We start from the raw sequence: 23,263 nt of genomic DNA, 5'->3' as shown, positions 1-23,263 counted from the left end.
TTTTTCTCGTAAAGAGCACTTGTTTTCTATGGAACGCTTTTACCCTATCGCAAGCCACAGGATATAAGCTGCTCCGATGTACTTCATCACTCCCATTACATTTGGAAGCAAAGAATTAACCCCATATACGAAAATTGCGCATAAGATTTGTACTACATTTTGGCCTCCTTCTTTCGTTTTTAGGGTATAAAAATAGCGGGCAACCTTTTTGTGGTCGCCCGCTTGGGGGAAATATGTAGGTATTATCGCAATTTTCAAAAAGAGTGCCAATCAAAACGGCATCTTTGCGATATGCAGTTTGCGGATGTTGCTTGTGCATTAAAAACGCAAACTGCTATAATCCGCTGGAGTTACGGCCTGTTCAAGTTACGCTCAATAACTTTGGTTACTTCTTCCATGTTAAGAGGCTTGGAAACATGACCGTTCATGCCTGCGTCCAGAGATGCCTGAACGTCCTCCGAAAAAGCATTTGCCGACAATGCGATGATGGGAATCTCTTCTGCATCCGGGCGGTCAGCATACATTGCACGGATCGCCTTTGCCGCCTGATGTCCATCCATTTTAGGCATCATAATGTCCATCAGGATAATATCATAAGTGCCCGCCGGATGCTCTGCGAACAGATCAACAACTTCCTGCCCATCTGCTGCACGCGATACTGTCATTCCCAAATCTTCCAACAGTATCGTGGCAAGTTCGGCGTTCAGATCATTATCTTCTGCCAGAAGCACCTTGATCCCCTTCAGGTCATTGTGCTGTACAAGCGGCTTTGTTTTTTCGACTTTCTCAGCATTTGTCAGTTCCATGGGGATCTCTACGGTAAAGGTCGTACCGACGCCCTTCCGGCTGTCTACTGTGATCGTGCCGCCCATCAGTTCAATATACTTCTTTGAGATGGGCATTCCCAGACCCGTGCCCTTATACTGTGTCCGTACGCCATTTTCTTCCTGCGCAAATTCGTCAAAGATTTTTTTCTGGAAATCTTCGCTCATACCGATGCCGGTATCTTTGATCCGATAGCAAATTACGATGTGCTGTGCATCGGCTCCCGGACGGCTGCCTGCATCAAAACGGATGGTGCCGCCATCCTTGGTAAATTTCACGGCATTGTTCAGGATATTGACCAGAATTTCCCGGATACGGACGGGTTCCGTCATGACATAGGGATTTTGCAGCGGTTCACGATGCACTTCAAAGTTCAGTTCCCGGTTCAGAAGCATCCCCTTCACGATCTCGATCACACTGTCTGTAACTGCGGTGATATTCGCCGGAACAGGGGAAAACTCCACCTTTCCGCTCTCGATGCGGCTCAGATCCAGCACATCATTCAGCAGGGACAGCAGATGATCCGAGCTTTCCTCGATCTTCTTCAGACAGTTGTGCATTTCCGGCACAGAATCCTGATGCAATGCAATATTTGTAAAGCCGATGATGGCGTTCATAGGGGTGCGGATGTCGTGGGACATATTGGAAAGGAATGTGCTTTTGGCTTTGCTGGCTGCTTGCGCCTGCTCTGCAAGGACAGCCATTTCTTTCGCTTTCTGTTGGGCTGCAAGCTGTAATTTTCTGCGTGTTTGCAAGCGGTTCAAAATAACGATCAGCGTGACCGCCATCCACGAGATAAATACGATGATGGCGACAACCGTGACCGGATGCAGACGGATCATATCTGCAAGTGTCAGATTCGTTGCTTTATAAGTGGTGTACTGTGTTGCAAGGTCTTCAACAAGATTATCCGGCATTGCGTACATTGCTTTTGTCAGGATACCTGCCAGCGCATGGTTTTCCGTAGAGGAAACCACCATGCGGTAACTGAATGTGGGTTGTTCCAGCAGCGTGTAGGTCATTGTACCTGTTGTGTCGCTGTTGACGAATGCCTGTGCCATGTAATAGTAGACAAAGGCTGCATCCGCTTTGCCATTGCGGACAGCTTCCATCATCTCCTGACGGGTACTGCACATCAGTTTTTCCGCACCGGGTGCCAGCACATCTTCGATCGATGTAGATGCGGTCTGATTGACTGTGGTGACAACATGGATCTTCCCATCAAAGTCTCTCCGCGTCACTTTTGCCATTCGCATCGTGATATAGGGAGCGGTCAATCCCCATTCTTTGGTCTCTGCGTAATTATCCGTATCCAATCGTGCATCAATACTGATGTTTACCGCATCCTTATTGCTTTGATATGCGATATACTCATCTCTGGTCGCAGGAACAAGAAACTCATACGAGAGTCCTGCATAGTCTGCTATCTTCCGAAAATAGTCCGGGAGAATGCCCTTTACTTCGCCATTTTCTGTATAGGAATAGGGATACCGGGTCGGGTCGCACAGAACATGAAGGGGATTTTCCTTGGAATATTGGGCAATGATACGCTTTTCTTCTTCCGTGTACTCCAGATTTTTGGTATCGGTAGTTTCGTAGTTTTTGTTATAGAGGGTCGTTTTCCAGCTGCCTTCGGCAGCGTTCATCTGGTCGATCGCATAATTTATCTTATTCAGAAGTTCAGTGTTTCCTTTTTTGACGATCACATAAAAATCACTGCTGCCGAATTTTTCAAGGATGTGCTCATTGTTCATTTTGCGCAGGGAACTGGTGACAATGGCATCAACCGTTCCATTCTGAAGTGCCTCTGCTATCTCCTCAGCCGAATCGAAATAGACCGATTTGTAAGTGAAGCCTTTGGTTCGTGCATACTCCGCAAATTCATCGTTCCGGGAGTTTCCGCGCAGGAGTGCAACACGCATCCCATCGTAGGTACTATACTTTCCCTCAACGATGGTGCTATTATCGCTGCGGACAGTCAGGATACCATTGTTGGTTCCGATCGGACGGGAAAAATCAAATAATTCTTCGCGCTCAGGCGTTCTGCGGGCAGAAGTTACCATGTCGATCTCACCGTCGATCAGCATCCGCTGCATTTCATCCCAGCTTTTGTCATAGCCGACGTATTCATAGTCTACATCCCAGTAGCGCGCCATCAAGCGGAGAAAATCGTAGCCATAACCGCTGCGGTTTCCGTTCTCGTCCATCATGTGATAGCCGTCCATTGCAAAAAAGCCAACCCTCACATGCTCATGCTGGCTTACTGTTTCTGCTGCGCTTGCCGAAAGAGACAGCAATGCCGTCAGCAGAAGCATCGTCATTAGAATTGCCAGACCCCTGCAAGTTCTGGCTCGTTTTGTAACATTCATAACATGACCCCTTCATTTTTATAACTCTGCCGCTGGAAAATAAATAAACGCTTTCAAGGCATGGCGAACCCATGACTGAAAGCGTCATCTGACTTCATAAAGCGATATTTGCGGACAGCAGAAAACAGCAATTTCTTACTGGCAACTGGCTGACCCGGTGGGTCCCTATAGCTTTGCGTCGCCGACTTGCGCCGGATTTGCCTATGAACTTTTATAAAAAATTTACCATAGAAATAAATCCTTGCCAAGACGTTTTTGAAAAAAAGTCGAAAAATGTTTTGAAACAGCAAACAGAGGGGAGTGATACACCATAGTCCGTCCAGCTTTCCCAGTACCGGGTCAGACTGTTGGCTGTGCGCTGGGCAAGGGCGAGATATTCTTCGGTTTTGCTTGACATTGTTGCCTCCTTCCGTTTTTGAGCATAAAAACAGCGGGCAACCGTTTTATAGTTGCCCGCAGGGGAATGTATTGTGATGCGAAATATTGTATCTCTGTAAAATTTATGATACACTAATCCTGTTTGTGGATAGGAAAAAAGGATAGGAGTGTGTTACTATGGATTCACAACATCCCAAGCGTAGCGCCTTTTCCGGTAAGATCGGCTTTGTTCTTTCTGCTGCCGGCGCATCCGTGGGCCTTGGCAACATCTGGCGTTTCCCGTATCTGGCCGCAAAATATGGCGGCGGTATTTTTCTGCTGGTGTACATTGTGCTGGCCGTTACTTTTGGTTACACCATGATCGTGGCAGAAACCGCGCTGGGCCGCATGACCAAAAAGAGCCCGGTCGGCGCTTTCGGAGCATTTGGCAAGAGCGGCAAGCTGAAGTTTGGTGGATGGATCAATGCCATCATTCCCATTCTGATTGTACCGTACTATTCGGTCATCGGTGGCTGGGTCATCCGTTATCTTTCCGCCTATGTCAGTGGACACGGCAGTGAGTTAGCACAGGATGGCTATTTCTCCGGCTTTATTTCCAGCGGCCTGTCTGCTGAGGTATGCTTTCTCATCTTTACGGTTTTCACGCTTTCCATCATTTTTGCCGGTGTCCGTAATGGCGTGGAACGAGTGTCTAAGCTGATGATGCCCGTTTTGGTGGTTTTGTCTGTTGTCATTGCGATTTACTCGGTCACCCGTCCGGGAGCACTGGCCGGAGTAAAGTATTTTCTGATTCCCAATGTTGCAAACTTTTCATGGATGACCGTTGTTACTGCTATGGGGCAGATGTTCTACTCGCTGTCCATTGCTATGGGCATTCTGGTGACCTTCGGTTCCTATATGAAAAAGGATGTTTCCATTGAGGAATCCACAGAAAACGTTGAAATTTTTGACACTGCCATTGCAATCATGGCCGGTCTGATGATCATACCTGCTGTGTTTTCCTTCTCTGGTGGTGACCCGAACACCCTGCAGGCAGGCCCTTCTTTGATGTTCATCACCATCCCCAAAGTATTTGAGAGTATGGGGTTCGGCCACGTTGTAGGCGTACTGTTCTTCCTGTTGGTTCTCTTTGCCGCTGTTACAAGTTCCATTGCCTTGACAGAGAGTGCCGTTTCCACCTTTGAGGATGAACTCGGCTGGAACCGACAGATGGCTACCGCCTGCATTGGTATTATCATGGTTGTCTTAGGCAGTCTGTCCGCGCTTGGCTACGGCCCGCTGGCCGGTGTGACGGTGTTCGGGATGCAGTTTCTGGACTTCTTCGATTTTCTGACAAACTCTGTTATGATGCCCATCGCCGCCATTTCCACCTGCGTGCTGGTATCCCGTGTGATCGGCGTTGAAAAAATTGAAGAAGAAGTCACCGCAGGTGGGAAGCCGTTCCGCCGCAAAAAGATTTTCAACTTTATGATTCGCTATCTTTGCCCTGTCTTCGCAGCAATCATTCTGATCAGTTCAGTGGCCAATACTCTTGGCTGGATTTCCATGTGACAACAAATTTTTGAAAAAGGCAGCTGTTTCTCTTTATTTAAGCGGAAACGGCTGTTTTTCTTTAATGAAAAATTCTATGTACGCCGCCCGCAGGCGGCAAAAATCAGTCCATAGGAAACTCAACCTCCGCAAACTGCGCATCGGTCAGCAGTTTCAGCTTTTCGATAACGCCCTCGGACAGCTCCCGCAGCGCAGTTTCATCCGGCATCAGATAGCACTGCATGAGCCGCAGTTCGTGGATGAGCCCCAGCCGGGTGCCGGTGTTGTAGAGCATCATCAGCATCAATTCCTCACCATTAGAGTTCATGGGCATTCCTCGCTTTCCGACACCCGGTAGGATTGCACTCCGGGGCATCGCACTTCTCTTTGAGCGTTTGCAAAACCGAGGTGCGTTCCGGCTTTTTATCCAGAAACCCCGGCAGCTCCTTGAAGCCGATGCTGTCCACATAATGCGCCGAAATCTTCCCATCCTGATTCAGCATGATTACATCGCTGACCGACAGGCTGTGCCCATGATAATCCAGAGGGCGGGCGCAGTTGAATTTTTGGTAAAGTTGTTGCTTCTTCGACAGACAGCACATCAGGATAGTTCACAAATAATTTTTCATAATACTCTTTTGCTTGATTTTGATTCATTATCCTTGACTTTCCTTTCGTTTTGTGCCTAAGTAGGGGAGCGTTTTGCCCTGCATCCCTCCTGAACATCCCTCCAATTTCCATTTGGGCGGTCCAAACCGAAAAAACAGAGTAGAGGAAAAACGCATCGAAAAATCGTGGATATTTCAAATTATTGTTCGTTGAAGCGTGAATTTTGCCTTTGCGCAGTGGAAACCAGATATCACTAGATATCACTGGATAACACCAGATGGAAGATGCGGATAAAAACTCAAAATCCCTTGTGCTAATAACACGTGTGGGTTCGACCCCCACCACCGGCATAAAAAGGAAGCCCTCCAGCTTGTCTGGGGGCTTTCTTTTTATCTGTGGCGTGTGAGCGGGTCGAACAGCACGACCCTGCACAGCAGGGGAGCAATCAGCCCTGCGGGCTGTTGCTCAGTGCGCGGGAGACCCCCACCACCGGCATTGCAAGCAGCTCGAAATCGAAAGGTTTTGGGCTGCTTTTCTTTTTATCCCCTCACATCCGGCCCGTCTTCACACGGTTGTCTCCACCGGGAAACTGCTGACGATGTGCTTGAGGGTGTTATAAACGCAGAACTGAAAAAGGGCATCGGAACTTTCCACGGATCCAAAGGATACGGAAGGTTCCGGTGCTTTTTTGTATCAAAATTATTTCAGGTCGAACCGGACGATGACCAGCCGATACCACAGATACGGCACCATGTTCCAGATCATCCACAGTTCCATCAGGATGTAGTTGGGCAGGTCTTTCAGGCGGAAGGGGCGCTTACCGAGCTGGCCGGAGCGGAGCAGGGCAAAGGCCTCGTGCATCCCTTTGTCCCAGGCCTCACCAAAGCCCTGCTTGTGGAATTTGTAGCACTTGAGCAGATAGCCCAGCGCCAGCGGGATGAAGTTGAGCAGGAGCATGAGCAGCGGCTCGTTCTTGAGCGGGAGCAGGATGCTGTTGCGGCCGCTCTGCTGGCTCTTGAAGGCGTTGTACTTGACGGCACCGGTGCTGGCGCCGCAGATGTGGTAGCATCTGGCCGCAGGGCAGAGCACATTTTGATAGCCTGCATTGTTGGCGCGCCAGCTGAGGTCCACGTCCTCAAAATAGGCGAAAAAGTTTTCGTCGAAGCCGCCGATCTCGTCCAGGATGCTCTTGCGGTAGAGCGATGCGCCGCCGCAGGCCGAGAAGATGCGCTTCGTTTTGGTGTAGCGGCTGGCCCGGCGGCCGTCGCCGGTCTTACAGGCAAAGCCCATCCAGGTGACGTAATCCCCGGCGTCGTCGGCCAGTTCGCGGTCGAAGTGGCGGATCATCAGGCTCTGCACGGCGAAGATCCGGGGGTCGGTCTCGGCGGTGCGGATAAGCTCCGCCAGCCACTGCGGTTCGGCGAAGGCGTCGTTGTTGAAGAGCACTACGAATTCGCTTCTGGCGTGGGCGATGCCCTGATTGACCGCATGGGAGAAGCCGGTGTTGCGGCCGTTCTCGATGAGGGTGAAGTTCGGGCGGGTGCAATAGCTGCGGGCCTGCTCCAGACTTTCGTCGGTGGAGCCGTTGTCCACGACGATGAGTTCAAAATCCTGTTCGGTCTGGGCATAGATGGACTCGATGGAGTCCCTGAGCCAGCCCTTGCCGTTGATGTTGGGGATGACGATGGTTGCTTTCATATCTACCTGCTCCTGCAAAGTTTCGGTTTCGTTGGTCCTGCTTGAAAGTATACCATAATCTGCACAAAAAGAAAACGGAAAGAACCAACAGACTTTTGTACGAAAGCCACAACAGACAAAAGAGTCTTTTGTGCAATCTGCTCCTGAATTGTGACCAAATCGTGTAAAATATGAGAAAAAAGCTGAACGACTGTTTACAAAAGAGTAACAAACTGGTATACTTTACGGCAGTGAATAACGACGCGATTCAAGGGAGATGGAACAACGTGGAAACTGCACCGCATCACGCATGGAAAAAACTGTCGGCGCTGCTCATGACGCTGGCGCTGATGATGACGCTTCTGCCTGCGGCTTTGGCCGTGGACTTAAACGTTGACGCCGGGTTCTACTTCAAACAGAGCCGGGGCGGCACCTGCACACTGGCTTCGGCCGCGATGATGCTGCGCCGCCGCGCTTACTTCGATGGTCTGGACGGCTGGGTCGATGTGACCGAGAACAGCATCAAGAGCACGGCGTGGGCCGGTGGTCTGTCCCACAGTTTTACATACAATGCGATGCACGTTGGCTACGCCACCCTTCCTTCCGGCAAGGCGGCCAAGACCGAAGCCCTCATCCGGATCTTGCAGGAGCACCCGGAGGGCATCGTCCTGTATGACCGCAGCCAGCCCCACGCGGTGCTGCTGACCGACTACACGAACGGCGTCTTCTACTGCTCAGACCCGGCGAACGGCGTTTCTGCGGGCCGTGTGCCGCTGTCCAGCGCCAGCATCTCGATCGCTGGGGCGTCCTGCTACTGGTACATCACATCCGATGCCAACGACGACGGCATCGGTCTGGAAGAGCTGGAGGCCGCAGTCGTGGCCGAGGAGACGGCTGCAGAGACGGCCACCGAGACCACCGTGGTGGAACAGACCCCCACGACGGAGACGACGACCCAGAGCGGCATGTTGAGCTGGCTGGACAGTCTGTTCCAGTAAAAAATACCGAAAAACCGCCGGGTGCAGATCAGATGCACACGGCGTTTTTTTTGTCGGCACCGCGCGGCTCACTGCCGCAGCTGGGTGCCTGGGAAGTAGTGGGCGAGGATCTGCGAAGCCGTCTGCCCCTGCTCGGCCAGCGCTCTGGCTCCCCACTGGCTCATTCCGACTCCGTGGCCGTAGCCTCTGGTGGTGAAGAAAAAGCTGCCGTTCTGATACTGCACCGTGAAGCAGGCGCTCCGCAGGCCCAGCGCCTTCCGCAGCGCCGGGCCGGTCACGGTCTGGCCGCAGACGGGCAGGGAGGCCACATAGCCGGAGGGGGTGAGGGCGGCCTCCCCGAACCAGCCCTCCGGTGCGGAGAGGTCGGGCGTGAGGCCCAGCCCGGTCAGGAGCTGCTGCAGCTGTGCGGCAGAAAACGAGACGGTGTAGATGTAGTTGTCGGCGTTCTGGTCGGTGCTGCTGTCCACCGGGATGAGATAGGGGACGGCGGTGCCCCAGACGTTCTCGCTGGCTTCGGTCTGCCCGTTGGAGATGGCGAAATAGCTGGTCCCGGCGGGGGCATTTTCATAGTAGAGCACCTGCGTCAGGACCGAATCCACCAGAGCCGAGAGCCGGGCGTAGTTGGCCTCATAGGCCGTGCCCCAATAGCTGCGGAGAACGGCATCGGTCAGATAGCCCTGCCGCCGGGCCGGGTCGGCGGTGAGCCAGCCTGCGGCGGGGTCCTGTGCGTGGTCCCGGCAGTAGAGGGCGTAGCTGTGGGCCGCGATGGCCTGGGCTTTCAGAGCCTCGTCCGGCCAGGTGATGGGCATTTCCGCCGCCACGGCCCCGATGAGGTAGTCCCGGCGGGGCACCGACACGACCGCGCCATCGCTCTGGTCGGCAATGAGGAAGGTCTCGCTGTCCCGGTCGGAGGGCGGCAGAGAGGCGGCATCGGGCGTTTCCGGTTCCGGGGCCGCGGCGGACGACGCCGGTGCCGAAGGCCCCAGCACGGTTTTGGCCAGCCGGTATCCGGCCAGCGGCAGCAGACTGCCCAGCACGAACAGCACGGCACAGAGCAGAAAAAAGGAACGTTTCATAGCAGCCCCTCCCGGACAGGCAGTTTCGTTTGGGCCAGTGTAGCAGGAACACGCGGAGAAAAAGCGCAGATTTCATCTTCTTCTTGAATTTATTTCACAAAAGCGCTATGATAGACATGTGCCATCAGAGCGGATGGCAGGGAAAGGTATAAGAAATTCGAAACAGAAAGGGGAATCTGCGCATGAACTATCAACATGCAGAAGTGGCAACGCTGGACCCGCAGACGATGCGGACACTCTGCGAAGAGTACATTGCCAACAACTACATCGATCCGGAGACCAGCGAGCGGCTGGGGGTCAAGCGCGGCCTGCGCAATCCGGATGGCACCGGTGTGCTGGCAGGCCTGACCAACGTCTGCGACGTCGTCGGCTACAAAAAGGACCAGGAGGGGCATGTCATCCCCATCCCCGGCAAGCTGATCTACCGCGGTGTCAACATCGAGGAGATCGTGGAAGAAGCCTACCGCAACGACCGCTTCGTCTTTGAGGAGGTCATCTGGCTGCTGCTGTTCGGCAGCCTGCCCACCCAGACCCAGCTGGACGATTTCTGTGCGCTGCTGGCCGAGCACCGCGCACTGCCCGATGGCTTCATGGACACCATGAACGCGCCTTCGCCCAACGTGATGAACAAGATGCAGCGCTGTGTGCTGGGCCTGTATTCCTACGATGAGCACGCCGAGGACCTGAGCCTGGAGAACATCCTGAACCAGAGCATCAACCTCATTGCAAGCATGCCCACCATGATGGTCAACGCCTACCAGATGAAGCGCCGCTATTACGATAAGCAGAGCATGTTCTTTCATCTGCCCAAGCCCGGCCAGAGCACGGCGGAGCACATCCTCAGCACCTACCGCCCGGACCAGAAGTTCACCCACGAGGAGGCCAAGCTGCTGGATATGTGCCTGCTGGTCCACGCGGACCACGGCGGCGGCAACTGCTCCACCTTCACCACCCGTGTGCTGTCCTCTTCGGGCACCGACACCTATTCGGCCATCGCGGCGGCCATCGGCGCACTGAAAGGCCCCAAGCATGGCGGTGCGAACCTGATGGTCAACCGCCAGCTGCAGGATATCCTGAAGCATGTCGAGCATCCCGACGATGACGATGAGGTCCGCGAGTATCTCCGCCGCATCCTCCGTAAGCAGGCGGGCGACGGCTCCGGCCTCATCTACGGCATGGGCCACGCGGTCTATACCATGAGCGACCCCCGCGAGGTCATCCTGAAGAACCGCGCCAGACACCTGGCCTACGAGAAAGGCTTTGAGGAAGAGTACAACATGCTGTGCAGCATCGAGCGGCTGGCCCCCGGCATCTTCGCCGAGGAAAAGGGCAGCACGAAGCCCGTCTGCGCCAACGTGGACCTGTTCAGCGGGCTGATCTACAACATGCTGGGCATCTCCGAGGACATCTACACCCCGCTGTTCGCCATTGCCCGTGTGCCGGGCTGGTGCGCCCACCGCGTGGAGGAGGTCATCTTCGCCAACCGTATCATCCGGCCCGCCTACAAGTATCTGGGCGTGCGCCAGAAATATAAACCGATCGAGGAACGCTGATGAATCCATTACTCACACTTGTTTTTGTTGTAGGAACGGCACTGGCCCTTGGCCGGGGCCTGGATCTGGGCTTCTGGACCGACCTGGAAAGCGGCCTGTGCATCGCCGGTTCGGTCTGGCTGCGGTATGCTGCGCTGGGCATCGCGGTGCTGGTGAGCCTGTTTGCGGGCCGGAAGCTGGCCCGTGAGCCGAAAAACTTGCAAAACCATTGCAAACCGTCTGGCATCGTCACGGCGATGGCAGGGGCATTCTTTACTGCCGCAGGATTTTTGCGCTTCGCCGTTGGAATGACTGGCGCAGGCTCGTTTGTTCGCGCGATACTGGAAATTCTGTGTGGCCAGTGGCTGGCCCGGCTGGCGAAGAGCTGGCTGCGGAAGGACTGGCAGCCGCCCACAAAGAGCATGGCCTCCGGCATCTGGGGCACACTGGTGTTCTACGGGTGCGTTCTGAGCCGCTTTATGGAGAACAGCTCCAGCTGGCACCGCGTTTCACCCACGGCGCAGGTCTGGGTGCTGCTGGGGATGCTCGTCTTTCTGTCCAGTCTGGTGCGGGCGCTCTGGCTGCCCGAAACGTCGGATGGAAAAGCCCTGTGCGCCTCCGGTCTGGCAGCCTTTGTCCTCGGCTTCTGCTGGGAGCTGCCCCAGACCCTGACGCTGGCGATGCCCTCACAGTTCGTCCTCACGGCGCTGCCCTCCATCCTTTTTGGTCTGGGCATGGCCTGCCTTGGGACGCTGGGCGTGTTCTGCACCGTGCGCACCGCAGGGCCTGCGGCCAGAAAGAAGTAAAGGCCAGCACTCTGTTGGCTGAATTGCTGAAAACCGGCCCAGATAAGGGACAAAAATCATACAAAAGCCAAAAAGTGAACAAACGAGTTGTTAATTTTTTAGCAGACACTTGAAACTTTTCGCGTTTTGGACTACAATAAAGATACCGTGAGATTATCCGATGAAAAGGGTAAGAACATTTAGGAGGTATTATTAACATGGCTGTTAGAGTTGCTATCAATGGTTTTGGTCGTATTGGCCGTCTGGCTTTCCGTCAGATGTTTGATGCTGAGGGTTACGAGGTCGTCGCAATCAACGACCTGACCAGCCCCAAGATGCTGGCTCACCTGCTGAAGTACGACACTGCTCAGGGTTCCTTCTGCGGCAAGATCGGCGAAGGCAAGCACACTGTCGAGGCTACCGAGGATTCCATCATCGTCGACGGCAAGGAGATCAAGATCTATGCCGTTAAGGACGCAAAGGATGCTCCCTGGGGCGAGCTGAACGTTGATGTCGTTCTGGAGTGCACCGGCTTCTACACCAGCAAGGAGAAGAGCATGGCTCACATCCAGGCTGGCGCAAAGAAGGTCGTCATCTCTGCTCCCGCAGGCAACGACCTGAAGACCATCGTCTTCTCCGTCAACGAGAAGACCCTGTCCGCTGAGGATCAGGTCATCTCCGCTGCTTCCTGCACCACCAACTGCCTGGCTCCCATGGCCGACACCCTGAACAAGACCTATCCCATCGTTTCCGGCATCATGACCACTGTTCATGCTTACACCGGCGACCAGATGATCCTGGATGGTCCTCAGCGCAAGGGCGACCTGCGCCGTGCACGTGCTGGCGCACAGAACATCGTCCCCAACAGCACCGGTGCTGCCAAGGCCATCGGCCTGGTCATCCCTGAGCTGAACGGCAAGCTGATCGGCTCTGCTCAGCGTGTGCCTGTTCCCACCGGCTCTACCACCATCCTGGTTGCTGTCGTCAAGGGCAAGGACGTCACCAAGGAGTCCATCAACGCTGCAATGAAGGCTGCTTCTTCTGAGTCCTTCGGCTACAACGAGGATCAGATCGTCTCTTCTGACGTCATCGGCATGCGTTACGGCTCTCTGTTCGACGCTACCCAGACCATGGTCGCTAAGATCGACGACGACACCTATCAGGTTCAGGTCGTGTCCTGGTACGACAACGAGAACTCCTACACCTCTCAGATGGTCCGTACCATTAAGTACTTCGCTGAGAACTGCTAATCACGCAGCTGCGTTAAAAATTGGATGATTTGTTGGCCGAAGTTTGTCTTGCTCAACTACGAACAAGCCTGATTTGGTACGACAACCATATCTAGCGATTTTTCACCCTTTCTTTTGTGGTCCGCCATGAAGGAAAGGGTGTTTTTTTATGTGTTTGAAAGATCTCCGCGATGAATTTATCTACGACTGTGAATGCCGCCATCTGGCTAAAGGCTCTGTGCGCAATTATAAGGCTGCGACCCGGTTTTTGCTGGAATATCTGGAGCTGAAGCAGATCACTGAGCTGGAAGACGTCCGTCCCCGCCACATCCGGGACCTGATGAAGGAGAAACAGGACGCGGGTAGCACGTCCCGCTATATCAACGACCTGCTCAAGGTGTGGCGCACATGGTTCAACTATCTGGTCAATGAGGGCTATCTGGAGGAGCGGGACAATCCGGCCAAAAAGGTAAAGTGCCTCCGTCAGCCCCGGACGATCATCGATACCTTTACAGCGGCTGAGATGAAGCGGATGATCCAGTTCTACGACGGCAAGGATTTTCTGGACGTGCGGAACAAGACCATTATCATGCTGCTGTTTGATACCGGGATGCGCTGCAACGAAATGATCCTGATGGAGCCGGAGGACATCAAGCAGGACTATATTCTGGTAAAGCACGGCAAGGGCAGCAAGGAACGGGTCGTGCCCAAATCGCCAGCACTCTCCAAGCAGCTCGTCAAGTATTGCACACTCCGAGATGGTTACCTGAAGGAGCACCCTACTCGCTACAAGAATCTCTTCCCCAGCAAAAACGGTAAGCCAATGACCGATGAGGCCGTAGCGCGGATATTGAAGCATGCCGCAAAAGAGGTGGGGGTCTCGTCCCTCGGTGCGTGTCAGTCCTCATACCTGCCGCCACACCTTCGCACAGATGCAGCTGAAGAACGGTCTGGACCTGTACAGTGTCTCCCGCCTAATGGAGCATGCAGTCCACGCAGATGACCCGCACTTCCTTGGTGCTCCGGATGATGGTACCGCACTTGGGACATACCCACCGCCGGGTACTGCTCTTGGCTTTGGGAGGTCTCGGTGCTCCAGTCTGACTGCTGCCGGGTGCCTTGCTGCCTGCTCCGGTGCCTGCCATATCCGACCATGCCAGCCGCTCGCCCATCTGGATGTCCTGCCAGCCCTGGAAGATGATGAAGTCCAGTAGCTCTTCGGACGGACTCGTGATGGTCCAGCCATACTTTTCGTGGTGGTCGACGGTCAAGCCGTGTGTCTCTGCCTGCTCCTTAAAGCGCCTGTTGTGGTAGACTCCGTTGTTGCTGGTGTCCTTGATGCCGGTCTCCATGCAGTATTCGTGCACCATCTCATGCAGCAGGGTGGAAGCGGTCTCTTCAATAGGACGGTCAAGGGTAGCCGACGAAATATTGATCTCGTACTTGTTCTCGCCGCCTGCCTGCCAGACTTTGGAACAGGTGATGTGACCATAGGCGGACGGGGTCTTTTTCAGGCTGATGATGGGTTCGGGCAGCTTGCCTGCGAAGTAGTGCTTGTTGAGCTCGCGGAACATCTTTTCCAGCTGACCAGCAGCACGGGAGGTTTTGACAGTCTGTTTCATGATTTTTCGAACCTTTCTCTTGATAAAAAAGGCCGGGACAGGTATAATATTGGTGTAGCCCGCCCCGGCGGGTGTGTTGGGCTCTGTACAGTGCGAACTTTGGACAGTGGGCGCTGTATGGGGCTTTTCTTTTCAGGTGATGCTCAGGCGGGTGCCGGTGACCGTTTTGCTGTACTGGTCATACAGGTCAGGAGCCACAGCCTTGATGGCTTTGCTGTCCAGTCGGGTGCTGGAGAAATCAGACAGGCGGACTTTGTGGCAGCCTACTTCCAGATAGTTGGTGGAGCGCTCAGCCAGTGCCTCGCGGATCTGGATCTTCAGCTGTTCCTGCTCAGCCTGTGCGGCCTCGATCAGTTGGGCGGCCTCCTTGTACTGCTCGACAAGGGTCAGTAAAACGTTGATGCTCATGTGTGTACCTCTCTTCAAATCGTTGGTGAATGGTCGGATGTGAGAACCGGTGTTCCCGATGGTATGAGTATACACATACTGTGCACAGTATGCAAGATGGAATGATCACCAAAGAATAGCACAAATATCTGTGCAAAATGCATACTGGGGATAGTATGCAAATACAAGAGAATGTGATATAATACCTTTAGAAGTCAAAAGAAAGTTGGTGTTGGAATGGGCGGAAAAACAAGTACAGCCAGCCGGTCAAAGTACAACGCAAAAACCTATGAACGGCTCGTGTTGAATTTGAGAATCGATAGTCCACAGAGCAAAAAAGCGATTGAAGCGGCAGCAGAACAAGCTGGAGAAAGTGCGACCGCCTATGTGGTGGAAGCTGTGCGCCGTCGCATGGAGCAAGAACAGACGCTCAGCGCGTCAGACACACCGGGGGAGGTTAAAAATCTGGAAGGGGACACTGATCCGGTAGAATGAGATAGTTGTTCCATCTCCCCAGACTGAATTGAATCTAGCAGCAGAAGGCCTCTGTCTTTCACAGAAATGTGATCGGCAGGGGCTTTTTAGCGCGAAAAAATAGCCTGACCTATGCAAAAGAGCACAAACCAGGTGGTGCGCTGCATTGATGGTTAATTATACATATATATAATTGGGGAATCGGGGGAGAGAGTAAAAATTATATAGTGTAATGCGATACGTCTAGTCTGAACACATGACCAATGCAACGGTATAAACCAGTTTTTTAGTGCGAAGTGATGCTCTATTTAGCGGTTGTCATTGCATTGAAACTGCTATCTCACCTGACCGTGCTATCCAGCGCTATAGACAACTATATGACCACACATTTTTCTGCCAGTGATTTCATCTGGGATTTTCAGGCGAAACTGGGCAATGTGTGGAAAAGATTAGGTTGAGTCGAAATTTTTTCTAAAACATAGATGGATGCAATTCCTCGGATTTCTATTGATTCCCAGATATAACCATGATAGAATAATAAGAGAATTCAGACGGCCACGTGGAAGAACTGCTATCCTCCGTTTTGGGATGGGAGATACGCCTTGATTGCGGGTAAGGAGGTGAATCATGTGGTCTTGTGTCTGTTTGCGAACAATAATATGATAAATCATGCGGAAAACCAAATGATAGACCACAATGAAAAGCTCACTGCTGTTTACCTTGCTGGCGTGATGCGCAAAGGTGAAAATGAAGTGGGCTTGTTAGGGTTTTGCAAAAGTGTAAAAATTTGCACTCCGATAGTACTGTGCGTGTGGAGCTTGAGCTGCAGTGTGATATTCTGGTTCTTGTTGCGGTCACATTGCATTTGAAATGACCTTTGGCGAAACCGTCGTCCGAGGGCTTTTGTTTACCTGGAAATCAGGAGGTAAACGGTCTGTACGTCTTGGGAAAAGAGGAACTGCTATCTAAAAGGAAGGTGCTTGCGGGAACGGTGTGAGCTAAAGGGATTACTTTAAAACGAATAACGATAAGAAACGTGTAGACAAGGATTTATGTGAGGAAAAATGGCTACGAATACGACTGGAATTGAGAAGAAAGTTGAAATTGACCGAAAAGAGAATCTGCACGCCCATCGGCTGTACTGGTTTGTCCGCCGTGCGCAGGATATTGTTCTGTCGTCGGTGGCGCTGGTAGTGCTGTCACCTGTTATGTTGATTACAGCAATTGCTATTGTGGTGGATGACCCATCCGCGGGTCCGATCTTCTCGCAGGAGCGTATTGGCCGCAACGGAAAACCCTTCAAGTTCTATAAGTTCCGATCTATGTGCCCCAACGCAGAGGCAAAGTTGGATGATCTGCTGGATCAGAACGAGATGGATGGCCCGGTTTTCAAAATCAAGGATGATCCGCGCATTACTCGTGTGGGTAAATTTATCCGCAAGACCAGCATTGATGAACTGCCGCAGCTGTGGAACATCCTGAAAGGCGATATGAGCATTGTTGGCCCCCGCCCTGCACTTCCCCGCGAGGTGGAACAGTACGGCGACTACGAAAAGCAGCGTCTGTATGTGACCCCCGGCCTGAGCTGCTATTGGCAGATTGCTCCGCACCGCAACGACCTCTCCTTTGAGGAGTGGATGGATTTGGACGTGAAATATGTCAAGGAGCGCAGCTTCTGGGTGGATTGGAAAATTATTTTTAAGACGTTTAAGGTGTGCCTGCTGGGACATGGGGAGTAAAAATAACAGTATACGGAGAGAAGCGGTTGGAGAGACGAGATGGAGAGAAATCTTAGAATTGCGGTATTTGGTGCTGCGGTAATAATACGCGGCTGTCATAATAGGGACAAGGGTACGGCAGAGAATGAAAGGCTCCGCGACCCGAAGTTCATATTTTCTTACCCGGAGAATGAACGACTGATCTTTTTGGGTGGCAGCAATGCCATCCAGAAAGAAATCTCGACCATGAGGGTGGGGTGACAGCCAGCGGACAGGTGCACGAGCCTATCCGCTATTTGTATTAGTTGGAATAACCCCAAAATCAAATGTATGAGAATTGAATGTTGTTACAGCTAAAGGGGAGGACTGTTTCCCGAAAGATATAAAGCAGTTCCTAAACCATTATTACGATACGAATGAAATTTTTTAGAGGAGAGAGTCAGATGAAGAAAAATGGTGAAATAAAAGTGTGCTTGGTGGGTTCATCTGGCGGTCATTTGACCCACCTTTATATGTTAAAGCCTTTTTGGAAGGACAAAAATCGTTTTTGGGTGACCTTTGACAAAGAAGATGCGAGAAGTCTTTTGGAGGGAGAAAAAGTCTACTCGTGCTACTTTCCGACAAACCGTAGCATCAAGGCGCTCATTAAGAATACTAAAATCGCGTGGGACGTGCTGCATAAGGAAAAGCCGGATTTAATCATTTCTTGCGGTGCAGCAGTTGCGGTTCCGTTCTTTTACATTGGAAAGATGGTGGGCGCAAAGCTGGTTTATATTGAGGTCTTTGATCGGATTGATAAGCCGACAATGACGGGAAAGATGGTTTATCCCATTGTAGACAAGTTTGTTGTGCAGTGGGAAGAGCAGAAAAAGGTCTATCCGAAAGCGGTTAACCTTGGCAGCATTTTCTAAGTAGGGGTAGGAAGTAATGATTTTTGTGACGGTAGGAACACACGAACAGCCATTTAATCGACTAATTCAAAAAGTAGATGAGCTGAAATGCGATGGCATTATCAAAGATGATGTGATTATCCAAACGGGCTTTAGTACATATGAGCCGAAATACTGCCAGTGGAGCAAGCTGATTCCATATCAGCAGATGGTAAAGAATGTGGCCGATGCTCGTATTGTGATTACCCACGGTGGGGCTAGAGATATAATAGGGTCAACCAAGAAATACCACGATAACTAAAGGGTTTTGACGGCTCGACTCGTTCAACAAAAGTATTTATTTGCTGACAGGCTGCGGAGATGCTAAAATCCAGAAGTTATAGGTGGGAGGTTTTGGCGCAGCTCTGTTTTGACCCACAAAATGAGCAGCAAGTAAAAAATCAAGGAGAACGAATCGAGCCTACGGTGGATTGCCATTGAGTGATCCGCCGTGGGCTTGTTTGCTGTTAAAAGAAAATTGGAAAAAACGTTCTAAAGTTAGATGAGTAGATAAAGGGGTACTGGGAGGAAGCAAACCTATGGCGGAGAAAAAGAAAATACTGTACATAGTCGAAGCTATGGGCGGAGGCGTATTTACTTACATTGTAGATTTAGCAAATGAACTGGTAAATAAATATGATATGTACATTGCGTATGCAGTAAGAAAGCAGACACCGAAAAATTATAAGGACTATTTTGACAAAAGAATTCATCTGATTGAAGTAAAGAATTTTGGAAGAGCAATCAATCCAACAAAGGATATTGCTGCGTTCTTTGAGGTAAAGAAAATTGCGGCAGAGGTAAAACCAGATGTGATTCATCTACACAGCAGCAAAGCAGGGGCGATTGGTCGAGTTGCATTTGATGGAAAAATTCCGATGTTCTATACGCCGCATGGATATAGCTTTTTAATGGAAAATTGTAATCCTACCAAACGCAGAGTTTTTAAGTTGATTGAGTTAGTTTGTGCAAAAAGAAACTGTACTACAATTAGCTGCAGTGTGGGAGAACATCAGGAAACCTTAAAGCTTACCAAGAATGCTGCTTATGTAAATAATGGCATCAATATGGAAGAACTTCAAGAGATTGTTGACCAGACAGAAAAAGTAACGCATCCGTTCACTGTGTTTACCCTCGGAAGAATTTGCTACCAGAAAAATCCAACATTATTCAATACGATTGCAGAATCGCTACCAGATGTTAGGTTCGTCTGGATTGGAGATGGTGAGCTGCGGGAGAAACTGAAAAGTAAAAATATCGAAATTTCAGGATGGGTGGATAGGACAACTGCGATTAAGTATGCAGTCAATGCAGACGTATTTCTTCTCCCAAGCAGATGGGAGGGACTTCCAATTTCGTTGTTGGAGTCTATGTATATGAGAAAAGTTTGTGTTGTCAGCAACGTAATTGGCAATAGAGATGTGATTCATAATGGCGAAAATGGTTTTGTGTGTTCCAATACGGAGGAATTTGTAAAGGCTATTAAAGAAGCCCAGAACGGAGCAGACGGATTTACGGAACGGGCATATCAAGATGTCTTGAATATGTACAATACCAAAGCTATGGCAAAACAATATAGCGAGAAATATGATAAGGCAATAAATACTCCGGGGGGGGGTACAGCATGAGCTAATACTGTACGTCCTAACGAATGATTATGCCACTGCAAAGGCGGTGGCATAATGCGGAAAATCAGAATATTGCATGTAGTCCAGGCTGCTGGTGGCGTAGATCGTTACATCCGAATGCTTCTCAAGTATTTGGATAAAGAAGAATTTGAAAATATCATGGTCTGCTCACAGGACTTTCATAAAGGAGACTATGAGAGATTGGCCGATGGCTTTGAGCAAATCGAAATGAACAGAGCAATCGGGATGAGTGATCTGAAGTCCATCAGAGAAGTTCGGAAGCAGATAAAAAAATATAATCCCGATATTATTTATGCGCATTCCAGTAAGGCTGGCGCGATTGCTCGTATGGCGGATATTGGATTGAAAAATCGCTGTGTGTATAACCCACATGGATGGGCATTTAATATGCGCTGTTCTGAAAAGAAAAAAATGATGTACGCAGGGATTGAAAAAATGGCTGCACCATTCTGCGATAAAATTATTTGTATTTCAGATGCAGAAAAACAATCTGCTTTAGATAAGAAGATTTGCAAAGAAGAGAAGTTGCAGGTCATTTTTAATGGTGTGGATATCAAAGCGTATGAAAATGGCACACATGGAAAAGTAAAGAGAGCAGACTTAAACATACCAGAAGATGCTTTTGTGGTTGGTATGGTTGGTCGTATTAGCCCTCAAAAGGCACCTGATGTATTTGTAAGAATGGCAAAGCTTGTCGAGGATGAAGTCCCGAATGCACATTTCGTTATTGTCGGCAGTGGAAATCAAGAAGCAGAGGTCAGAAAATACGCAGAAGATAACGGATTTGAGGACAGTTTGCATATTACAGGCTGGGTCAATGATCCGATGAGTTATGTAGAACTTTTTGATGTTGCGTGTCTGCTAAGTCGTTGGGAGGGATTTGGTCTTGTGTTGCCGGAATATATGATGGCAGAAAAACCGATTGTAGCCACCAGCGTGGATGCAATTCCCAATATTGTTCGGAACGAGGAAAACGGACTGCTGGTTGAAGTAGATAATGCGGCAGAAGCAAGTGAAGCTGTGATTCGATTATATAGGAATGCAAAGTTCAAACAGAACCTTGTAATCCAGGGAATAAAAGATGTTCATAGCAAATTTGACGCACAGAGAGTTGCAAAGGAACATGAAAAATTATTTGAGGAATTGGTGAGGTAGATGAAAGAACTCGAACAGCCGTTAATCAGCATAATTGTGCCGGTTTACAAGGTTGAAAAGTATTTGAAAAGATGTGTGGATAGCATCCTGACACAAACATATCAGAATATGGAAGTTATATTGGTGGATGATGGATCGCCGGATAACTGTGGTGCTATCTGCGACAGGTATAAAGAGACTGACAATCGTGTTGTGGTTATTCATAAGAAAAATGGCGGCTTATCCGATGCCAGAAATGCGGCAATTCCGTTGGCCAAGGGTGAGTACATTAGCTTTATTGATAGTGATGATTGGATTTCATCCTATTATGTGGAGCATTTATACGAGGCAGTTGCCAAATGTGATGCGGATATTGGGATAAGCTGGTTTGAAAATGTATTTGAGGAAAAAGCTCTGCAATCAAAACCTGAAGAACCGCTATCGAACTATGAATGTTTAACGGCAGAAGAATGTCTGAAAAAACTGCTATACCAAAATGGTGTTGAAGTTTGCGCATGGGGAAAACTGTATAAGACATCACTTATCAAGCATTTAAGGTATCCTGTTGGAAAACTGTATGAAGATATTCCTGTTACATACGAAGCTGTAAAACGGAGCAAAAAAATAGCTGTAATAGGAAATGTAGATTACTATTATTTTCAAAGAACAGACAGCATTCAGAACATTGCATTTAATGTGAGAAAGATGGATGGAATTGAGCACTGCTACAATATGATGAAAGCTGTTGAAACAGATTTTCCTGTGTTGAAAAATGCTGCGGAGTGTCGATACTTCAGCACGGTCTGCAATATTCTCTTCCAAATCAAAGACGACAAGCATGAATCCATGAGACAGGCACTATGGAATGAAGTGCTCAAATATAGGAAAGATGTTTTGTTTAATGCCGAAGCAAGAAAAAAGGCGAGAATAGCAGCAGCGATCTCTTATATGGGATATAAGACGTTGGCATTTGCTTATAAAAAGACCCAATGGAGAGGATAACTGAAAGGATTATGAGGATAGTATAGATGGAAAGTCTTGCTTTTTTACTTATTATATTGATTTTTTTGCTGATGGTCAGTTATGTCCTTTGTGATAGAGATATGATGGCCCCAGATGTTTTATATATTGCTGGTTTTGTATTGGCGGTGATTGCCGCGTCGATGAATGTATCTGCGTGGGGAATTGATTTGTCCGCAAAAACTATAATGATTATTCTGATAGGTGCTTTAAGCTTTGTAAGTGTTGGAATGCTTTATAGACTTTCTCATAAAAAATATGCATTCCAAGGATGTACAGAAATAGAGCGTATTCAAGTCGCAAGATGGAAAAATGTACTTGTGATAGCATTTGGAATTCTTACGATGGTTTTATATTACAAAGAAGCTGTTCGGTTGTCAGCATATGCGGATTCATACTGGAAGTCGTTTGGCGTAATGGTAGCGTATAAACGTGTTATTTCGTATGGTGATATGTCGTTGAATCCGGTTGTCAATCAGATGACAAAGATGGTGTATTCATTTGGATATGTCTATATGTTTATATTTATGAATAATGTCTTTGCATCAAAAGAAAATCATCGGATTAGAAGAAACGTGGAGTATTTGATTCCAGCATTTCTTTTTGTGGCAATGTCAATTATTAAAGGAAATCGCGTTGACATTATGCAGCTTGTTGTGATGGCTGTTTTTCTGTACTATATGTTTTTGCATCGCAAAGTGGGATGGAACAAACATATAAGTGGAAAAATGCTGAAAAAAGCTATTATGGTTTTTGCGATAGGAATGGTACTTTTCTATTATATGAAAGAGTTAGTAGGAAGAGTGAGTTCGCTTAATTTTCTTGAGTATATAACTCAGTATATTGGAGGCTCCATTCAATTACTTGATCAATATGTTCGGGAATCTAGTCATGTTACAGATGTTCCGTTTGGCGAAACATTAACGGGTCTAATAACAGGATTGAGAAAACTGGGATTGACAACAGCTTCATTAAGAAAGCAGTTGGAATTCAGATATACTCCAACAGGCATTTATCTTGGAAATGTTTATACTGCATTACGGAGATACTACAATGATGCAGGATGGATAGGCGTTGTGGCATTTCCGGCAATACTGTCTCTAATTATGAATGCGTTTTATAGAAAAGTACGTTTGTACAAAGATAATACAATAAAACATGTGTACAATACTGTTGTTTATGCAAGTCTTTTGTATGTGGTTCCTTTTCAAGCAATGGAAGATTCGTTCTATATTAACAAGGTGACCATTGGCTATGTAATGGAGTTGGCTATTCTCTATGTGTGTGTGTTGTTTATTTTCAAAAAAATAAGACTGAGATAG

The 23,263-nt window shown here is 49.5% G+C and carries 23 protein-coding genes and 1 riboswitch; of the genes, 15 read left to right on the top strand and 8 right to left on the bottom strand.

Annotated features, from left to right (window positions below; all coding sequences use genetic code 11):
- Positions 1–350 precede the first annotated feature (350 nt).
- Together DWY95_RS05850 and DWY95_RS16775 are read right to left on the bottom strand one after the other, a co-directional pair.
- Positions 351–3,146, bottom strand: coding sequence for a transporter substrate-binding domain-containing protein (locus tag DWY95_RS05850; RefSeq protein ID WP_243082601.1), 2,796 nt, complete (start codon positions 3,144–3,146; stop codon positions 351–353).
- 185 nt (positions 3,147–3,331) lie between these two features.
- A riboswitch (cyclic di-GMP riboswitch) is annotated at positions 3,332–3,406 on the bottom strand.
- Positions 3,406–3,591, bottom strand: a complete 186-nt coding sequence (locus tag DWY95_RS16775) for a hypothetical protein (protein WP_147365923.1) — start codon at positions 3,589–3,591, stop codon at positions 3,406–3,408. Its footprint overlaps the riboswitch before it by 1 nt.
- Before the next feature lie 158 nt (positions 3,592–3,749).
- Here DWY95_RS16775 and DWY95_RS05845 point away from each other — a divergent pair, with 158 nt between their 5' ends.
- Positions 3,750–5,123: a sodium-dependent transporter gene (locus DWY95_RS05845; RefSeq protein ID WP_118552752.1), complete on the top strand. Its 1,374-nt coding sequence runs from the start codon at positions 3,750–3,752 to the stop codon at positions 5,121–5,123.
- A gap of 103 nt (positions 5,124–5,226) precedes the next feature.
- Here DWY95_RS05845 and DWY95_RS05840 read toward each other — a convergent pair whose 3' ends face one another.
- The 3 genes from DWY95_RS05840 to DWY95_RS05830 all read right to left on the bottom strand — a co-directional run bounded on the left by DWY95_RS05840 (position 5,227) and on the right by DWY95_RS05830 (position 7,409).
- On the bottom strand, positions 5,227–5,430 hold the full coding sequence (locus tag DWY95_RS05840; RefSeq protein ID WP_118552791.1) for a transposon-transfer assisting family protein: 204 nt from the start codon (positions 5,428–5,430) through the stop codon (positions 5,227–5,229).
- Positions 5,420–5,704: a YodL domain-containing protein gene (locus DWY95_RS05835; RefSeq protein WP_243082599.1), complete on the bottom strand. Its 285-nt coding sequence runs from the start codon at positions 5,702–5,704 to the stop codon at positions 5,420–5,422. Before DWY95_RS05835 ends, DWY95_RS05840 begins: the two co-directional genes overlap by 11 nt.
- 706 nt (positions 5,705–6,410) lie before the next feature.
- Entirely contained in the window at positions 6,411–7,409 is a 999-nt protein-coding gene (locus DWY95_RS05830; protein ID WP_118552751.1) for a glycosyltransferase family 2 protein, read from the bottom strand.
- Between the two features lie 266 nt (positions 7,410–7,675).
- Here DWY95_RS05830 and DWY95_RS05825 point away from each other — a divergent pair, with 266 nt between their 5' ends.
- Positions 7,676–8,386: a hypothetical protein gene (locus DWY95_RS05825; RefSeq protein WP_243082597.1), complete on the top strand. Its 711-nt coding sequence runs from the start codon at positions 7,676–7,678 to the stop codon at positions 8,384–8,386.
- A 68-nt stretch (positions 8,387–8,454) separates the two neighbouring features.
- On the opposite strand, the gene DWY95_RS05820 is transcribed toward DWY95_RS05825, so the two are convergent.
- On the bottom strand, positions 8,455–9,462 hold the full coding sequence (locus DWY95_RS05820) for a SpoIID/LytB domain-containing protein (RefSeq protein WP_118552750.1): 1,008 nt from the start codon (positions 9,460–9,462) through the stop codon (positions 8,455–8,457).
- A gap of 182 nt (positions 9,463–9,644) precedes the next feature.
- On the opposite strand from DWY95_RS05820, the gene DWY95_RS05815 reads away from it, so the two are divergent.
- From DWY95_RS05815 to DWY95_RS05800, 4 genes are all read left to right on the top strand, one after another.
- Positions 9,645–11,015 carry a citrate synthase gene (locus DWY95_RS05815; protein WP_118552749.1) on the top strand — a complete coding sequence of 457 codons (1,371 nt, stop codon included), beginning with the start codon at positions 9,645–9,647 and terminating at the stop codon, positions 11,013–11,015.
- Positions 11,015–11,800, top strand: coding sequence for a hypothetical protein (locus DWY95_RS05810; protein ID WP_118552748.1), 786 nt, complete (start codon positions 11,015–11,017; stop codon positions 11,798–11,800). The genes DWY95_RS05815 and DWY95_RS05810 overlap by 1 nt, the downstream gene beginning before the upstream one ends.
- A 197-nt stretch (positions 11,801–11,997) precedes the next feature.
- Positions 11,998–13,029 carry a type I glyceraldehyde-3-phosphate dehydrogenase gene (gap, locus tag DWY95_RS05805; protein ID WP_097791882.1) on the top strand — a complete coding sequence of 344 codons (1,032 nt, stop codon included), beginning with the start codon at positions 11,998–12,000 and terminating at the stop codon, positions 13,027–13,029.
- A gap of 148 nt (positions 13,030–13,177) precedes the next feature.
- Complete coding sequence (locus DWY95_RS05800; protein ID WP_118552747.1) at positions 13,178–14,011, top strand: tyrosine-type recombinase/integrase; 834 nt, start codon at positions 13,178–13,180, stop codon at positions 14,009–14,011.
- Here DWY95_RS05800 and DWY95_RS05795 read toward each other — a convergent pair.
- Both DWY95_RS05795 and DWY95_RS05790 read right to left on the bottom strand, forming a co-directional pair.
- A complete protein-coding gene (locus DWY95_RS05795; RefSeq protein ID WP_118552746.1) occupies positions 13,983–14,630 on the bottom strand; it encodes a SprT-like domain-containing protein in 648 nt (215 codons plus the stop codon). The two genes, DWY95_RS05800 and DWY95_RS05795, sit on opposite strands and share 29 nt — an antisense overlap.
- 132 nt (positions 14,631–14,762) lie before the next feature.
- The gene (locus DWY95_RS05790; RefSeq protein ID WP_005926617.1) at positions 14,763–15,038 is read right to left on the bottom strand and encodes a hypothetical protein; all 276 of its coding nucleotides are present in this window, start codon (positions 15,036–15,038) and stop codon (positions 14,763–14,765) included.
- Between the two features lie 216 nt (positions 15,039–15,254).
- On the opposite strand from DWY95_RS05790, the gene DWY95_RS05785 reads away from it, so the two are divergent.
- The 9 genes from DWY95_RS05785 (at position 15,255) to DWY95_RS05740 (ending at position 23,263) form a co-directional block, all read left to right on the top strand.
- Complete coding sequence (locus tag DWY95_RS05785) at positions 15,255–15,512, top strand: DUF1778 domain-containing protein (protein WP_118552745.1); 258 nt, start codon at positions 15,255–15,257, stop codon at positions 15,510–15,512.
- Positions 15,513–16,555: 1,043 nt separating this feature from the next.
- Positions 16,556–17,230, top strand: a complete 675-nt coding sequence (locus DWY95_RS05775; RefSeq protein WP_097793159.1) for a sugar transferase — start codon at positions 16,556–16,558, stop codon at positions 17,228–17,230.
- Positions 17,231–17,269: 39 nt separating this feature from the next.
- Complete coding sequence (locus DWY95_RS05770) at positions 17,270–17,470, top strand: hypothetical protein (RefSeq protein ID WP_118552743.1); 201 nt, start codon at positions 17,270–17,272, stop codon at positions 17,468–17,470.
- A 182-nt stretch (positions 17,471–17,652) separates the two neighbouring features.
- A complete protein-coding gene (gene pssD, locus DWY95_RS05765; protein WP_118552742.1) occupies positions 17,653–18,120 on the top strand; it encodes a PssD/Cps14F family polysaccharide biosynthesis glycosyltransferase in 468 nt (155 codons plus the stop codon).
- Between the two features lie 16 nt (positions 18,121–18,136).
- Positions 18,137–18,400: a glycosyltransferase gene (locus DWY95_RS05760; protein WP_243082596.1), complete on the top strand. Its 264-nt coding sequence runs from the start codon at positions 18,137–18,139 to the stop codon at positions 18,398–18,400.
- Between the two features lie 277 nt (positions 18,401–18,677).
- Complete coding sequence (locus DWY95_RS05755; protein WP_118552741.1) at positions 18,678–19,766, top strand: glycosyltransferase; 1,089 nt, start codon at positions 18,678–18,680, stop codon at positions 19,764–19,766.
- 54 nt (positions 19,767–19,820) lie between these two features.
- On the top strand, positions 19,821–20,942 hold the full coding sequence (locus tag DWY95_RS05750; protein ID WP_243082595.1) for a glycosyltransferase family 4 protein: 1,122 nt from the start codon (positions 19,821–19,823) through the stop codon (positions 20,940–20,942).
- Positions 20,943–21,923: a glycosyltransferase gene (locus DWY95_RS05745; protein WP_118552739.1), complete on the top strand. Its 981-nt coding sequence runs from the start codon at positions 20,943–20,945 to the stop codon at positions 21,921–21,923.
- A gap of 26 nt (positions 21,924–21,949) precedes the next feature.
- Positions 21,950–23,263, top strand: a complete 1,314-nt coding sequence (locus DWY95_RS05740; RefSeq protein ID WP_118552738.1) for an O-antigen polymerase — start codon at positions 21,950–21,952, stop codon at positions 23,261–23,263.

The sequence above is a fragment of the Faecalibacterium sp. AF28-13AC genome (assembly GCF_003478405.1).
GTDB lineage: Bacteria > Bacillota > Clostridia > Oscillospirales > Ruminococcaceae > Faecalibacterium > Faecalibacterium prausnitzii_E.
Note: the sequence above shows the minus strand (reverse complement) of the source record. Positions and strands in the feature narration are given on the sequence as shown.